Origin of the sequence: Streptomyces clavifer, from assembly GCF_036345975.1 — a bacterium.
Taxonomy (GTDB): Bacteria; Actinomycetota; Actinomycetes; order Streptomycetales; family Streptomycetaceae; genus Streptomyces; species Streptomyces clavifer.
Window position 1 is genome coordinate 6546555 of record NZ_CP107793.1, and the last position, 16266, is coordinate 6562820.

8 protein-coding genes are annotated in these 16266 nt (G+C 71.7%); 2 read left to right on the forward strand and 6 right to left on the reverse strand.

What is annotated here, in order from left to right; genetic code table 11:
- Window positions 1-24: 24 nt before the first annotated feature.
- The 6 genes from OG927_RS28465 to OG927_RS28490 form a co-directional block, all read right to left on the reverse strand.
- The gene (locus OG927_RS28465) at window positions 25-2244 is read right to left on the reverse strand and encodes a glycosyl hydrolase family 95 catalytic domain-containing protein (RefSeq protein WP_330321013.1); all 2220 of its coding nucleotides are present in this window, start codon (window positions 2242-2244) and stop codon (window positions 25-27) included.
- On the reverse strand, window positions 2241-4217 hold the full coding sequence (locus OG927_RS28470; RefSeq protein ID WP_056792348.1) for a beta-galactosidase: 1977 nt from the start codon (window positions 4215-4217) through the stop codon (window positions 2241-2243). The genes OG927_RS28465 and OG927_RS28470 overlap by 4 nt, the downstream gene beginning before the upstream one ends.
- Window positions 4218-4231: 14 nt before the next feature.
- Window positions 4232-6484 (reverse strand): 1,4-beta-glucanase, encoded by a 2253-nt coding sequence (locus OG927_RS28475; protein WP_330321014.1) that lies wholly within the window; start codon window positions 6482-6484, stop codon window positions 4232-4234.
- 47 nt (window positions 6485-6531) lie between these two features.
- Window positions 6532-7515, reverse strand: a complete 984-nt coding sequence (locus tag OG927_RS28480; protein ID WP_056792350.1) for a carbohydrate ABC transporter permease — start codon at window positions 7513-7515, stop codon at window positions 6532-6534.
- Window positions 7512-8606, reverse strand: a complete 1095-nt coding sequence (locus OG927_RS28485; RefSeq protein WP_330321015.1) for an ABC transporter permease — start codon at window positions 8604-8606, stop codon at window positions 7512-7514. The genes OG927_RS28480 and OG927_RS28485 overlap by 4 nt, the downstream gene beginning before the upstream one ends.
- Before the next feature lie 110 nt (window positions 8607-8716).
- Window positions 8717-10390, reverse strand: coding sequence for an extracellular solute-binding protein (locus tag OG927_RS28490; protein WP_241191679.1), 1674 nt, complete (start codon window positions 10388-10390; stop codon window positions 8717-8719).
- 399 nt (window positions 10391-10789) lie between these two features.
- On the opposite strand from OG927_RS28490, the gene OG927_RS28495 reads away from it, so the two are divergent.
- Both OG927_RS28495 and yicI read left to right on the forward strand, forming a co-directional pair.
- Window positions 10790-13648, forward strand: a complete 2859-nt coding sequence (locus OG927_RS28495; protein ID WP_209469307.1) for a glycoside hydrolase family 3 C-terminal domain-containing protein — start codon at window positions 10790-10792, stop codon at window positions 13646-13648.
- A gap of 61 nt (window positions 13649-13709) precedes the next feature.
- The gene (gene yicI / locus OG927_RS28500; RefSeq protein WP_209469306.1) at window positions 13710-15977 is read left to right on the forward strand and encodes an alpha-xylosidase; all 2268 of its coding nucleotides are present in this window, start codon (window positions 13710-13712) and stop codon (window positions 15975-15977) included.
- Window positions 15978-16266: the final 289 nt, after the last annotated feature.

A 16266-nucleotide genomic window follows, 5' to 3' on the forward strand; every position in this document is an offset into this window, starting at 1 on the left:
CTTCCATGGGTGGGGGGAGGTGCGCTACCGCGGCCCCAGGGTGAGGACGCGGTCCACGCCGGCCGCCAGGTCCAGGGGGACCCGGGGGTTCGCGGCGCAGGTCTCGGTGAGGGCGAACTTCTCGCCCGTACGCACGTCGATGCGGGCGTCACGGGTGGGGTGCAGGACCGCGGTGGCGCCCGCGGGGGACCAGCTCAGGTCCAGCCGGGCGCCGAACCGCGTGCGTACGCCCCGCAGTTCGCCCGCGGGGTACTCCGCCGGAAGGGCCGGGAGCAGGACCAGCCGGCCCGGGGCGGACTGGACGAGCGACTCGATCACGGCGGACGGGAGCGTGTGGGCCGCGTCCGCGTTGTACACGTTGCGGGACGGATAGTGCGCGCTCATCAGCGAGTCGTGGAAGAAGTCGCCGCCCAGTACCGCGTCCAGCGCCGCCGACACCCGTGCCGGGTCCCGCAGCCGGGCCGCGATCAGCGCATGGTGCAGGTGCCCGTGCGCCGAGTCGTTCTCCGACCCGCGCAGCTCCAGGGCGCGGTGCGCGGCGGCCGCCAGCTCCGGGGTGTCGTAGGGATTGATCTCGTCCAGCGGCCACACGGGGTAGAGGTGGCTGAGGTGGCGGTGGTCGTACGTCTCCTCCAGGCCCGGCCACGCCCATTCCGCGAGCGCCCCGTCCTCGTTCACCAGGTAGTCGGGGAGCCGGGCCGCGAGCGAACGCCAGAGATCCGCGGACGGATGGCCGGGGGAGGCGCAGGCGGCCGTGGTCAGGGCGTGCCGGGCCGCCGCGATGTCCATGGTGGCGTTGACCGTGCCCCAGCTCGCGTTCGCCGGCCGGTTCTCCGGGGAGTAGGAGGGGACCACGGCGATGTTCCCGTCCGGGTCCTCGCGGCTGAGGAAGTCCTCGTAGAACAGCGCGGCCTCCACGAGGGCGTCGGTCAGCCGGGGGCCCGCGGTGCCCGTGGTGACCTCGGCGTGTTCGAGGAGCGGCTGCAGCAGCCAGTCCGCCCCGGCCGTCCACAGGTGCAGCGGATAGGCGCGCTGGAAGTGCCGGGTGTGACCCGACTCGCCGTCCGTGTGCGACGGTGCGACGATGCCCCGCGCCCCGAAGATCGCCCGCGCGTTGTTCTGCCAGTCCGCCAACTGCCCGTGCACCAGGGCGGCATGGGCCTCGGTGACCTCCGGCAGGGCCGCCGTGGCGGCCGAGGAGATCTGCAGGTTGAGATTGGCGTTCGTGGTGAACGCCCCGGACCAGGCGGTCTCCCAGTCACCGGTCCACAGCCCGGTCAGCCGGGGCGGCAGCTGCCCCGACGAGGACAGCAGGTGGTAGCGGCCCGCCGCGAAGAGCCGCTCCAGGAGCGCCGGGCTCTTCGGGCTGCGGAGCAGCTCGCTGCCGGACAGCTCCCGGTCCTGGACCGCGTCCCGCAGCGTGAGCGACGTGCGCCCGAACGCCGCCCGGTGCAGCGGCTGATGGCGGGCGAGCAGGGTGGCGTAGTCCTCCTGCGGCAGGGCCGCCCACAGGTCGCCGAGGCCGGGGTGGCCGAGCCCGCGCCGGACCCGGGTCGTCAGGGTGAGGCTTCGCGCCCCTTCGATCCGGATGCCCTCGCCCGCCACGGTCACCGTGCCGCCGTCGATCCGGGCGGCCGTGACCCCCGTGTACGCCAGACCGCTGCCCGGATAGCCCACCCGCAGCGCGAGGTTCGCGCCGTTCGGGGTCAGCACCGTCGAGCGGCCGACCGCCAGCTGCGCCGGGGCGCCGGGCAGGGCGTGGTCCAGCAGGATGTCCGCGCTCAGCCCGAGGTCGGTGACGTACTGCACGATCACGTCGTCGGCCCGCGACACGAAGACGCGGCTGCGCCACGCCTCGTACGACGCCGTCACCTCGCCCGTCGTGAAGTCGACCTCGCGCCGGTAGCCCGCGACCGCCTCGTGCAGCCCCCGGCCACGGCGGACGCAGGTCCGGAAGGCCGGGTGGAAGGGCTGGACCCACACCAGCGGACGGCCCGCGCCGAACTCCTCCGACGCCGTGGTGTCCCCGGTCAGCAGGGCGTCCTGGAGACGCCCGAGCCGGCCGGCGAGCTCGGGCGGCCGGACGTCCTCGCTGCCGTTGGGCCGTACCAGGGTGTGGTGGTTGACGACCACCCGGTCGTCCGCCGGATCGCCGTACACCATGGCGCCGTGCCGCCCGTTGCCGCTGAGGAACGCGTCCTCCCAGCGGGCGGCGGGGGCCGGCTCCCACGTTCCGTCGATCATGCGGAGACGTCTCTGAGCACGGCCACGCCGTAGCGGCCCAGCTCCAGGCCGCCGTCCGCCTCGACACCCGTGAGCAGGTCGAGGCGTCGGCCCGGCAGCTTCACCGCGACGGTGGACCGGCTGTGGTTCAGGAGGAAGAGCAGCCCGCCCCGGCGCACCGCCTCCACCTCCTCGGGCAGCCCCTCCAGGACGGGGCGGGCGCCCGCGCCCTCCGCGGCCCGGCCGAGCAGTCCGCGCAGGGCCTCGGGCTCGGGCAGTGTGGAGACGTACCAGGCGGTGCCCTTGCGGAGCACGGCGGGAAGCCCGTCGAGCTCGCCGCCCCGGTACGCGGACACGGTCTCCGCGCTGCCGTCGGGCTCGAGCTCCTCCGACCACAGGCCGCCGCGGAAGCCGTCGCAGTCCACGGAGGCGTCCGCGTCCAGCGGCCACCACTCGTGGACCGTGCGGATGCCGAACAGCTCACGCAGTCTGCTGTCCATGCCGCCCGGCCTGATCCGGTCGTCCACGTCCGCGACGCCGGTGAAGAAGCCGCACACGAGCGTGCCGCCTCCCCGCGCGTAGGAGACCAGGTTGTCGATCGCCGCGTCCGTCAGCAGGTACAGCTGGGGCACGACCACCATGCGGAAGGCGCTCAGATCCGCCTCCGGGCGGGCGAACTCCGTCGCGATCCCGCTCTCCCACAGCCCCCGGTGCCAGGCCTGCACGAGGTCCGGGTACGCGACCCGTGAGGACGGGCGGCCCTCCTGGGTGCTCGCCCACCAGGAGTCCCAGTCGTGGAGCACGGCGACCTCGGCCGGGACCGCCGCGTCGCTCACCTCGGCCCCGATCAGCGCCAGCTCGGCACCGATCTGCTTGACCTCCCGGAACGTGCGGCCGTGTTCCCCCGCGTGCGTCAGCATCCCGGAGTGGAACTTCTCCGAGCCCTGCCGGGACTGCCGCCACTGGAAGTAGCAGACGGCGTCCGCGCCCCGGGCCACCGCCTGCAGCGACCAGAGGCGGTTGAGACCGGCCGGTTTGGGGTGGTTCACCTCACGCCAGTTGACCCCGCCGGCCGCCTGCTCCATCAGCATCCACGGCCCGGCGGCCTGCGAGCGCGTCATGTCGGCGAGCATCGCGTTGTACTGGCCGCCCTGCGGGTCCGTCGGGTCCGGATAGATGTCGACGGAGACGACGTCCTCCTGCTCCGCCCACGCCCAGCCGTCCTGGCCCGACCACAGCGGCATGAAGTTGGTGGTCACCGGGATGTGCGGGGTGTGCCGGGCGACGATGTCCCGCTCGGCGACGTAGCACTCCATCAGGGCGTCGGAGGTGAACCGCTTGAAGTCCAGCACCTGCGCCGGGTTCTTCATGTACTGCGCCCGGCGCGGCGGCAGGATCTCCGCCCAGGAGTCGTAGCGCTGGCTCCAGAAGGCCGTTCCCCAGGCTTCGTTGAGCGCGGCGACGGAGCCGTACCGGTCGGCCAGCCAGCGGCGGAAGTGGTCGGCCGTCGCGTCGCACCAGCAGTGCGTGCAGTACTCGTTGTTGATGTGCCAGACCGTGAGCGCCGGATGGTCCGCGTACCGGGCGGCGAGGTCCTCGGTGAGCGCGGTGGCGTAGCGCCGGTAGACCGGTGAGCTCGGGCAGAAGTGCTGCCGGGAGCCGTACGACACGAGTGTGCCGTCCTCCGCACGCGGCAGCGTCTCCGGATGGAGGGCACCCATCCACGGCGGCGGAGAGGCCGTCGGGGTGGCCAGGACGACGCCGACGCCGTGGGCGTGCAGGAGGTCCATCAGCCGGTCCAGCCAGCCGAACTCCCGCGCCCCCGGGCGTGGTTCGATCTTCGCCCAGGAGAACACCCCGAGGGTGACGGAGTTGACCCCCGCCTCCTTCATCAGCCGGACGTCGTCGGCCCACACCTCCTCCGGCCACTGCTCGGGGTTGTAGTCGCCTCCGAAGAGGACGCGGCCACGGGTGGCGTCGTGCAGGGACGGCATGGACTTCTCGTTCCTCATTCGGGATCTGCGTACTGGATGCCGCGGCCGTTGGTGCCCAGGTAGACACGGCCGTGGACGCGGGGGTCGCCGGTGATGACCTCACCGGTCCACCCCCACTGGTGGGAGTCGTCGTTGATGCGGACCCAGGTCCTGCCCGCGTCGTCCGAGCGGAGCACCGCCACCCCGTCGTGCGTGGCGGAGACCCGGCCCGTCTGGAAGACCGCCGGATAGCCCGCCCGGCCCTTCGCCGGGGCCGCCTTCCCGAAACCGAGCGCGTGCGAGGCCTGGCAGCCGGCCACCGCCGTGAACGTCCGGCCGCCGTCCGTCGAGCGCAGCAGTCCGCCGTCCTTGGCCGACAGCCACAGGTCGCCGGAGCGGCCCGGTGCGGCGGCGATGCGGAACTGCACATCACCGGAGGGCAGCCCGGTGGCGGCCCGGGTGAAGGTGGCGCCCCGGTCCGTGGAGCGGAACACCGTCCCGGTGTCCGTGTCGTACACGTAGAAGCGGGCGGGGTCGAGCGGGTCGGCGACCGGTGTGCCGCCCTTGGGGAACGTCGTGACCTCGGCCCAGGTCGCGCCGCCGTCCGTCGAGCGGTGCGCGGGGTACTTCGTGCCGTCCCAGTGGATGAACGACCACAGCAGCACCGCCCCGTCCGCCGAGACGGCGACCGGCCCGGGGGCGGACGCGGCGATCTCCGGCTGGGTGGCGAACGGCCGCCAGCTCGCACCGCCGTCGCGGGAGAACGCGCCCGCGGAGGTGGAGCCCGACGGCCAGCCCGTCCGCACGACGTACGAGGGCTTCAGCGTGGCCAGCGCGAGGCCGGTCGCCGTACCGGACACCGGATTCGACGCCATCCCGCGCGACGGGGAGGCGGTCAGGGAGTCGTGGTACATCACCCCGATGTCACCGAGTCCGCTGAGCAGCCGGGCCCCCGACGGCGGTGCGATCAGCTGCCGGACCGCCGACTCCTCCAGCCCCCGGATCTCCGGCGCCCAGCGCACCAGGTCGCGCGTGCCGTAGATCGTCGCGCCGGTGCCGAACAGGATGTGCCGCGAGTCGTACGGGTCGACTGCCACGGCCTGGATCCACCAGCCGAACTTGGGCGTCTCGCCGCCCCACTTCAGATACGGCGTCTCGGACGCGTCCAGGACCGCCGAGTCCTTGAGCGAGGTCCAGTGCGCGCCCCCGTCCGTGGAGCGGAACAGGGTGTCCACCGGCCCCCAGCGGTTGTTCGTGGAGACGACCACGGTGCCGGGGCGGGCCGCGTCGACCGCCACCCCGCCGTAGCCGAACGCGTCACCGCTGCCCGGTGCGACGGGGGTGACGTCGGTCCAGGTGCCGGTCACCGTGTCGAGCCGGTGCACCGAGCCGTCGCTCTGGTTGTTGGGGCCCGGACCGTCCGCGTAACTCACGTACAGCGCACGGGTGTGCCTGTCGTACGCGGCACGGATCGGCACCTTCGACGACGCCGCGTCGGCGGACGGCTGTCCGGGGACGGCCTCCCAGCCGCCGGAGCCGTCCGTGCGGTACAGAGCGGTCCCGCCGTCGCCCCAGCCCGCGTACACCGTCCGGCCCACCGCCACCAGCAGCGTGACGCCCTGGCCGCCCGCCCGGACGGTCGCCGGGAACGCGGGGTCGGCCGCCCACGTCGCCCCGCGGTCCGTGGAGCGCAGCAGGCCGTCGTGCCGCGTCCCGAGCCAGAGCGTCTCGCTGTCGCGCGGGTCGACCAGCAGCCGTTCGCCCGCGCCCCGGCCGTCCTCGTTGGCTCCCAGCCGCACCGTCAGGTCCGTACGGGCCCAGGTGGCGCCCCGGTCCTCGGACCTGAGGACCGCGCCCGGGCCGGCCCACGACTGCGCGTACGTGCCGAGTGCCAGATACAGCCGGTCCGGGTGGGCCGGGTCGACGGCCAGGGCCTCGACGCCGAGCAGATTCCAGTCGTCCCAGCCGAGGTGGTCCGTCAACGGCTTCCAGCGGGCCGCGGCCGCGTCCCACCGGTAGGCACCGCCGATGTCCGTCCTGGCGTACGCCAGACCCCGGACGGCCGGGTGGAACAGGATGCCCGTCACGAAACCGGTCCCGCCGATCGCCGCCGTGCGCCAGCGGTGCGGCTGGGTCCTCCTCGGTCGCCGGGCCGCCGCGGCCGGGCCGGCCGCGGGCAGTACGGCCGCGGCGGAGGCGGCGACCACCGCCGCCCCGGCGAGCACGGTGCGGCGCCGGGGCGCGTTCTGCCGAGCGGGTTCGGGCTGCGGGACGGACGGAGCACGCATGACGGACACACCTTCCGGTGGGGAAACGGGGACGGGAGTGGTGGTGCTCAGCCCTTGACGGCGCCGGTGAGCATGCCCTTCTGGAAGTGCTTCTGGACGAACGGCGACAGCACGGCCACCGGAATCAGCGCGAGGACCATCACCGCCATCTGCACCGACAGGCTGTTGATCTGCCCGCTGCTCACCGCCGCGCCCATGGCGCCGGGCGGCACCTGGTGCTGGAGGACCAGCTGGCGCAGGATCATCTGCAGCGGGTACTTGTCGCTGTCCTGGATGTAGAGCATCGCGTTGAACCACTGGCTCCAGTACCCCACCGCGTAGAACAGTGAGATCACCGCGATCACCGCCCGGGACAGCGGCATGATGATCTGGAGCAGGATCCGCCATTCACCCGCGCCGTCGATGCGCGCGGCGTCGATCAGCTCGGGCGCGGTGTCCATGAAGAAGCCGCGCAGGACCAGGATGTTGAAGACGCTGATGGCGCTCGGCAGGATCATCGACCAGTAGCTGTCGCTGAGGCCGATGCCCGTGACGAGCAGGTAGGTCGGGATGAGACCCGCACCGAAGAACATCGTCGCCATCATGGTCATCAGCAGAGGCCGGTGCGCGAAGGAGTCCTTGCGGCTCAGCCCGTAGGCGCACAGCACCGAGATCACCATGCTGAACACCGTGCCGACGACGGTCAGGCCGATGCTCACCAGGGCGGCGCGGGTGACGGCGCCGCCGCTGAGCAGTTCCGTGTACGCGACGAAGGTGACGGTCTTGGGCCAGACGACCAGACCGCCGGCCTCGTTGATCGCCTTGGTGTCGGAGAGGCTGGTGACCACCACCACCCAGATGGGTACGAGGATCACCGCGCAGATCGCGAAGAGCCCGACGCCCTTGAAGGCGAGGCCCGCCTTGGTGGGCTCCTCCTCCCACACGGGGCGGTGTTCGGTGCGCAGGGCGCGCTGGAGCGGGGTCCGGGTCCGCTCGGCCGTGGGCCGCGCGGACGGCTTGCCGTCCTTTTCCGTGTCCAGGAGAGTCGTCATTTCTTGGAGTACACCCCCTGCTCGCCCATCATGTGGGCGACCTTGTTGGCTCCCAGCACCATGGCGACGCTGAACAGTCCCTTGAAGATTCCGGCGGCGGCCGCATAGCCGAAGTCGCCGGTTTTGATGCCCGTCCACCAGATGTAGGTGTCGAGGATCTCGGACGCGCCCGCGCCCACCTGGTCGCGCTGGAGCAGGATCTGTTCGAAGTCGAGGTTGAGCGCACTGCCGACCCGCAGCACGAGCAGCAGGGCGATGACGGGGCGCAGCGCGGGCAGGGTGACGTGCCACATGCGGCGCCAGCGGCCCGCGCCGTCGACGGCCGCGGCCTCGTACAGATCGGTGTTGACGGCGGCGAGCGCGGCGAGGAAGACGATGACGCCCCAGCCCGCGTCCTTCCAGATCGCCTGCGAGGTGACGAGGAACTTGAAGAAGCCGGGGTTCGTCATCAGGTCGAAGCCCTCGTGGCCGTGCTCGCGCAACCACTGCGCGACCAGGCCGGCGCCACCGAACATCTGCTGGAAGACGGTGACGACCAGCACCCAGGAGAAGAAGTGCGGGAGGTAGACGATCGCCTGGACCCAGGCCCGCACCCGTGCGCTCATGATCGTGTTCAGCAGCAGGGCGATGGCGATCGGGATGGGGAAGAAGAGGATCAGCTGGGTCAGGAAGATGACCAGCGTGTTCAGCAGGACTTCCCAGAAGCGGTGGTCCTCGAAGATCCGGGTGAAGTTGTCGAAGCCGACGAAGGGGCTGCCGGTGATGCCCAGGTCGTACACGTCGTAGTCCTGGAAGGCCACGACGTTCCCGAGCAGCGGGATGTAGTTGAAGACCAGCAGCAGCATCATGGCCGGCACCGTCATCAGGACCAGCGTGCGGTCCCGGCGGAAGCGCAGGCGCCGGGTGATGCCGCCCGGCTCGAACGGTGCCTTCGTCTTCTTCCCGCGCCGCTTCGACGGCCGGGCCGGCGGCCCGCTCGCCCGCGACCGGGCGCGGGCGCCGTCCTCGTCGCTGTTGTCCTCGCCGGACGGGACGGCAGTCCGCCCCTCCGTGCGCTCCGCGTCGGTCGCCACCGTGGCCCGAGGCTTCACCCTGTGCTCCCCATGTCGTGCTCTCCACCCCGGCCGCCGGGCTCCTCGCGCCCGGCGGCCTGCTGTTCAGTCGTTGTGCGTACGTGCAGGTGTGGTGTGGCGCGCCCGGGTCAGACGCCGGAGCCGTTCTTCTCGAGAAGGTCCTGGTACCAGTCGCGGAGCTTGTCGCCGCCGCTGTTCTTCCAGGTCGTCACCGCGGCGTCGACGTCGCTGACCTTCTTGCGGCCGCGCCGGATGTCCTTCTGCAGGTCGTCGAAGGGGGTGTAGAGGGAGGCGTAGCGCTGGGGCTCCACGACCTGCATGCCGAAGAAGAGGGGCTTCTTGACGTGCGGGGCCTGGCGGGCCATCCAGCCGGCGTAGTCCTGCACCAGCTTCGGCTCGTCGGGGAAGGCGATGGTGTGCGGCGGGGAGGCTATGTAGAGGAGGGTGGCGGGCTGGGCCTCCTGGATGCCCTGCGGCGTGAAGGTCGGCACCCCGCCCTCGACCTTGTAGTGGGTGTCCTCGACGCCGTAGTTCGTCAGCATGAACTCCTTGGTGCCGTACGGCGCCGCGGCGAAGTCGGCGATGCCGAGGAACTCCTCGATCTTCTCCTTCGGCAGGTCCTTGCTGAGGAAGGTGAAGATCCCCGCCGGGTCGTCCTGCCACAGGACCGGCTTGCCACCGTCCGCGGCGAAGAAGTCCAGGGCCTGCATGTCGAACTTCGGGTTGGCGGCGGCCTGCTCGGAGACCATGCCCTTCCAGCCGCCGGTGCCGTCGTTGTACATGAGGACGTGGCCGCTGGTGAAGCGGATCTTGGAGTCCGCGTCCTTGTTGGCCTCGGCGTCCGGGTGGATGTATCCGCCGTCGTGCAGCTTGCGGGCGAAGGCCAGGGCCTCGCGGTACTCCTGCGTCTCGATCTTGTGGACGAGCTTGCCGTTCTCCAGCTGCCAGTAGTGCGGGGCGTCGGGCAGCAGGCCGTAGACCTTCTGGATGCAGGTCCACAGGTCGTCGAACGCCCACACCTTGCTCTTCGGGGCGGTGTACTCCTTGCCGAAGGCGAGCAGGTCGTCGGCGCTCGCGGGCAGGGCCCCGGAGCCGACGAGGTCCTTGCGGTAGAAGAACGCGTTGCCGATGACCGGGTTGGGCATGGGCAGGCCGCGGAGCTTGCCGCCGAAGACGGAGTACTGCCAGGCGCCGGTCGGGATGTTGGCCAGGTTCGGGTACTTCTTGACGGCGTCACCCGCCAGGTAGGGCCCCAGGTCGGCGAACTTGGCCGTGATCGCGTTGCGGATCTGCCCCTGCATGTTCCAGCCGGGGATGGTCATGACATCCGGGATCTCGGAACCGGCCAGGACCGCGCCGATCTTGTCCTGGTAGGTGTTGCCGTCCTGCGGGTCGAAGCCGAGCTTCGCGCCGACCGCCTTGTTCACCGCCGTGTAGTACGGGTTGTCCTTCTTCGGGACGGTGCCCCACAGCGGGGTCATGACCCGGAACGAGGACCCCTTGCCCGGCGCCGACTTCACCGAGGCGACCAGCGGGTCGGGCAGCTTGGTGAACCCGGGGCTCGAGCCGTTGACACCCGGGACGTCGGGCTGCACCAGATTCGTCGGGGCGTAGCTCGGCATGACCTTCTTCAGTGCCTTGCCCGTCGTCGTGCCCTCCTTGCTCCCCGATGCGGTACCGCTGCCGCCGCACGCGGCGAGCAACGGTGCTCCGCCGGCCACGGCCACTGCGGCGAAGGCGCCCGATGCGAGGAAGCTTCTCCGGCTCGGGGCGGTGGAGGAGGGGGAGGAATTCGGCGTCATTGCGTCAACCCTTCGAGGCGCACCAGGACGACACGCGGCGGGCGACCGCCGTTCGGTTCCTGTGTCTGAGGTGGGGCGTTACTGGCCGAGCCGGCTGCGACATCACCGGCCGGGAGTGAAGCGGTTTCAACACTGTCGAAGCGCTTCGATGTTGCAGCGAGGTTAAGTGAAGGGAACCGGTCGCACAAGGGTCCGTTTCCAGATTCCTCCGACCTGTTTCCGAACCGTTTCCCGGCGCGGTGTGCCCGAGATGCGCCCGGTTGGGGATGCCGTGCCCTTGACACCCGCGGGGTCGGACGCAGAGCATCGAAGCGCTTCGAAAGATCTTCTCCTCGGATCGAGGGTCCTTTCGCAGCGTGAAGACCGGAAAACCTCCCACCTCTCCAAGGGGACCCGCACGTGACGGACCATCCGCTTCCCTTCCGCGACCCGCAGCTCTCCTTCGCCCTGCGCACCGACGATCTGCTCGGGCGGCTCACGCTCGACGAGCGGATCGCGATGCTGCACCAGTTCGCCCCCGCGGTGGAGCGCCTGGGGATCGGCCCGTTCCGTACCGGACAGGAGGCCCTGCACGGCGTCGCCTGGATGGGCCCCGCCACGGTCTTCCCGCAGGCCGTCGGCCTCGGCGCCACCTGGAACGACGACCTCGTCCGCCGGGTCGGCGAGGCCGTCGGCAACGAGGTCCGGGCCAAGCGCGCCCAGGACGACCGCGTCGGCCTCAACGTCTGGGCCCCGACAGTGAACCTGCTGCGCCACCCGCTGTGGGGCCGCGGCGAGGAGGGGTACGCCGAGGATCCGGCGCTGACCTCCGCCATCGCCGTCGCGTACACCCGCGGGCTGCGCGGCGACGACCCCCGCTACTGGCGCACCGCCCCCGTGCTCAAGCACTGGCTCGCCCACAACAACGAGACCGACCGCGACACCGCCTCCTCCTCGGTCCGCCCGCGCGTCCTGCACGAGTACGACCTGCGGGCCTTCCGCGACGCGGTGCGCGCCGGAGCCGTGGCCGGTGTCATGCCGGCCTACAACCTGGTCAACGGCCGCCCCAACCACGTCTCCCCGCTGCTGGGCGAGCAGCTGCGCAGCTGGACCGAACAGCCGCTCGTCGTCTGCTCGGACGCCGGCGCCCCCTCCAACCTGGTCGATTCCGAGCACTACTTCGACACCCACGAGGAAGCCACCGCCGCCTCCCTGAGGGCCGGCGTCGACAGCTTCACCGACCACGGCCAGGACTCCACGGTCATGACCGGCCGGATCCGCGACGCACTCGCCAAGGGCCTGCTCGACGAGAACGACATCGACACGGCCGTCCGCAGGCTGCTCGCCATGCGCTTCGCCCTCGGCGAGTTCGACCCGGAGCTCGACCCGTACGCGGACGTCACCGCCTTCGACACCGACGAGCACCGGGCGCTCGCCCTGGAGGCCGCGGAACAGTCCGTCGTCCTGCTGGGCAACGACGGGCTGCTGCCCCTGGAGCCGGGTGAGGGCCGGACCGTCGCCGTCGTCGGACTCCTCGCGGACGCCTGCAAACTCGACTGGTACAGCGGAACGCTGCTGCACCGCTCCACCCCGCTCGACGGCATCCGCCGGCGGTACGGCGCGGAGAACGTCCTCTTCGCCGAGGGGGTCGACCGGGTCCGCCTGGAGTGCGCCGACGGCTGGCTGCGGGTGCCCGAGGCCGCCCCCGCGAAGGACGGCGAGGCACGCGGCGCGGAGGGCGCCCTCGACCCCGCGCTCCTCGCCGGCCGCACCGACCTGCCGCCGCTGACCTGCGGCGCCGACGCCACCGAACTGGCCCTCGTCGACTGGGGCGACGGCGTCCTCACCTTCCGTACCGACGAAGGTCTGTACCTCTCCGTCGCCGACGACGGATACGTCCGGGCGTCCGCGGACGAGCCGGGCGGGTGGATCGTCCAGGAGACGTTCCGGCTGGAAGAGGTGGAGGGACACGACGGCGGGCACCGCCTTCTGCACATCGGGACGGGTGGGTACGTCACTGTCGCCGCCGACGGTGCGAAGGTTGCCGTGTCCGGCGAAAAGATTTCCGCCGCCGACGCGACGGTCTTCCGGACGGAGACCGTGGAGCGGGGCGAGGACGCCGTGGCCCGGGTCGCGGCCGCCGCCGACACCGTGATCGTCGTCGCGGGGAACGACCCCCACATCAACGGCCGCGAGACCGAGGACCGTACGACCCTGGACCTGCCCGCCCAGCAGGAGCGGCTGTGGCGCACCGCGTCCGCGGCCAACCCGCGCACCGTCCTCGTCCTGACCTCCGCCTACCCGTACGCGGTCACCGAGGCGGCGGCCGAGCTGCCCGCCCTGCTCTGGACCGCGCACGGCGGCCAGGCGGCCGGCACCGCGCTCGCCCGGGTCATCGCCGGCGACGTGTCCCCGGCCGGACGGCTCCCGCAGACCTGGTACGCCTCGGACGCCGATCTGCCGGGTCTGCTCGACTACGACATCATCGGCTCCCGCCAGACCTACCTGTACTTCGACGGCACCCCGCTCTTCCCCTTCGGGCACGGCCTCACCTACGCCGCCTTCACCTACACCGACCTGGCGGCGGAGGTGGAGGGCGAGCGGCTGCGGGTGTCGCTGACCGTCACCAACGACGGGCCCCGCGCCGCCGACGAAGTGGCCCAGGTCTACGTCCGGGCCGCCGAATCCGGTACGGACCTGCCGCTGCGCAAGCTGGTCGGCCACCGCCGGACGCACCTCGCGCCGGGCGCCGCCGAACGCGTCGAGATCCTCGTCCCCGTCGAGGAGCTGGGCCACTGGAGCGTGGCGCACGGCCGCTGGACCGTCGAGCCCGGCGCGTACGAGGTCATGGCCGGCGCCTCCAGCGCCGACATCCGGCTCACCGCCACCGCGGTCCTCGCCGGCGAGCCGTCCGGCCCGCGCCCCGTCGTCGAACGGGGCCTGGAGGCCGCCGACTACGACGAGCAGCAGGGCACGGAGATCGTCGACCGCGCGAAGGTGGCGGGTGACGCCGTCGCACCCGTCGAGGGTGTCGGTCAACTCCTCTTCCGGGGCTGCGACTTCGGAGACGGTGTGCATGGGGCCACCGTGTCCGCCTCGGGCGCGGGGTCCGTCACACTGACGGTGGACGGACGGTCGGCGGAGCTCGCCGTCCCCGCCACGGCGGGGATCTACGACTACCGCACCGTCGAGGCCGCACTCGACATCCGCGGGGTGCACGACGTGCGTATCACCCTGAAGGGTTCCGTACGCCTCGCCGGAATCGGATTCACCGCGTGATCCCCCTGCCGCACGTCCCCGATCCCCGACCGCTTCCCCGTGCCCCCGGCAAGGAGTCCTCATGAGGTTCACCGACGGCTTCTGGCTGATGCGTGAGGGCGTCCGCGCCTCCTACGCGACCGAGATCCGCGATCTGCGCGTCGAGGACAGCCGGTTCACCGCGTACGCCGCCGTCAAACGGGTGGCGGCACGCGGTGACACGCTCAACACCCCGCTCATCACCGTCGAATGCTTCTCCCCGGCCGAGGGCGTCATCGGCGTACGCACCACCCACCACGCCGGAAAGGCCCGCCGCGGACCCGACTTCACCCTCCTGCCCGGCGACGACGGCGCACCCGCCGCCCGTACCCGGAGGGACGGCGCCGTCACCGAGCTCACCAGCGGACCGCTGACGCTGCGCATGGACGGCGACGGCCCCTGGGGCATCTCGTTCCTCGACGCCGGGGGGCGGCGCCTCACCGGCGTCGACACCAAGGGCACGGCCTTCGCCACCACCCCCGACGGCGCCCACCACATGATCGCCCAACTCGCCCTGGGAGTGGGGGAGAACGTCTACGGGCTCGGCGAGCGCTTCACCCCGTACGTGAAGAACGGCCAGACCGTCGACATCTGGCAGGCCGACGGCGGCACCAGCAGCGACCAGGCGTACAAGAACATCCCGTTCTACCTCTCCTCGCGCGGCTACGGCGTCTTCGTCAACCACCCCGGCAAGGTCTCCTTCGAGGTGGGTTCGGAGTCCGTCGGCCAGGTGCAGTTCAGCGTCGAGGACCAGTCGCTGGAGTACTACATCGTCGCCGGACCGACCCCCAAGGACGTCCTGGCCCGCTACACGGCCCTCACCGGCCGCCCCGCACTGCCGCCGGCCTGGTCGTTCGGCCTCTGGCTGACCACCTCGTTCTGCACCTCGTACGACGAGGAGACCGTCACCTCCTTCGTCGACGGCATGGCCGAACGGGACATCCCGCTCAGCGTCTTCCACTTCGACTGCTTCTGGATGCGCGAGTACCAGTGGTCGGACTTCCTCTGGGACCCCGAGGTCTTCCCCGACCCGGAGGGCATGCTGGCCCGGCTCAAGGCGCGCGGGCTCCGCATCAGCATGTGGATCAACCCGTACATCGCCCAGAAGTCCGTGCTGTTCGCGGAGGGCGCCGAGCTGGGCCACCTGGTACGGCGGCCCAACGGCGACGTCTGGCAGTGGGACCTGTGGCAGCCCGGCATGGCGCTGGTCGACTTCACCAGCGCTGCCGCCCGCGACTGGTACAACAGCAAGCTGCGGATGCTGCTCGACCAGGGTGTCGACTGCTTCAAGACGGACTTCGGCGAGCGCATCCCCACCGATGTGGTCTGGCACGACGGCTCCGACCCGGAGCGGATGCACAACTACTACGCCCAGCTCTACAACCGCACCGTCTTCGAGCTCCTGGAGAAGGAGCGCGGCGCCGGCGAGGCGGTCCTCTTCGCCCGCTCCGCCACGGCCGGCGGGCAGCAGTTCCCGGTGCACTGGGGCGGCGACTGCTTCGCGTCCTTCAACGCGATGGCCGAGTCGCTGCGCGGCGGCCTGTCCCTGTCCCTGTCCGGCTTCGGCTTCTGGAGCCACGACATCGGCGGCTTCGAGGGCACCCCCGACCCGGCGGTCTTCAAGCGCTGGCTCGCTTTCGGCCTGCTCTCCTCGCACAGCCGGCTGCACGGCAACGTGTCCTACCGGGTGCCGTGGGCGTTCGGCGAGGAAGCGGTCGACGTGGCCCGGAAGTTCACCCTGCTCAAGCACCGCCTGATGCCCTACCTCTACGGGGTCGCCGCCGAGGCCCACCGCACCGGCGTCCCGATGATGCGCCCCATGCTGGTCGAGTTCCCCGGCGATCCGGCCGCCCGCACCCTGGACCGGCAGTACATGCTCGGCCCGGACCTGCTGGTCGCCCCGGTCTTCACGGAGGACGGCGAGGTCGAGTACTACGTCCCCGAGGGCACCTGGACCTCGCTGCTCACCGGCGAGCGGATCACCGGCCCCGCCTGGCGGCACGAGACGCACGGCTTCGACAGTCTGCCCGTGCTGGTCAGGGACGGCGCCGTACTCCCGTGGGGCGCCGACGACCAGCGCCCGGACGCCGACTGGCTGGACGGCCTCACCCTGCGGGTGTTCGGCTCCGGCGGCGGTGAGCGGACGGTCACCGTCCCGGACCTGACCGGCAGCCCGGCGGCGTCCTTCCACGTCGTACGGGACGGCGCGGCCACGCAGGTCACGGCGCAGGGCACGGAACTCCCCTACCGCGTGGTCATCGAGGAGTCCGGGACCGTGGGGGAGGGGACGGGGGCGGTCTCCGTCGCCTGACCCTCCGACAGCGGATTTTGGCGCCAACGGGCCCGCTGCGGATGGGTGTTGTCGCTCGACCCGGACCCGTGCGTGACGTCGGCTCCCAGGACCAGGGTGTGGTCCCGGGGGCCGACGTCGTCGTAGGGGGTGCGTGTCGGCGTCGTCGGAGCCCGGTCCCGGACCGTGGACGCCGATCAGGGTGCCAGGGTCGCCGCCGTCCCGTCGGCGGCCCGGTGTCGCGGCCCCGCGGCGCGACCCGTGCAGGGGCCCGCTCCGGGCACGTGCCGGCGGGCGTCCGATGCGTTCC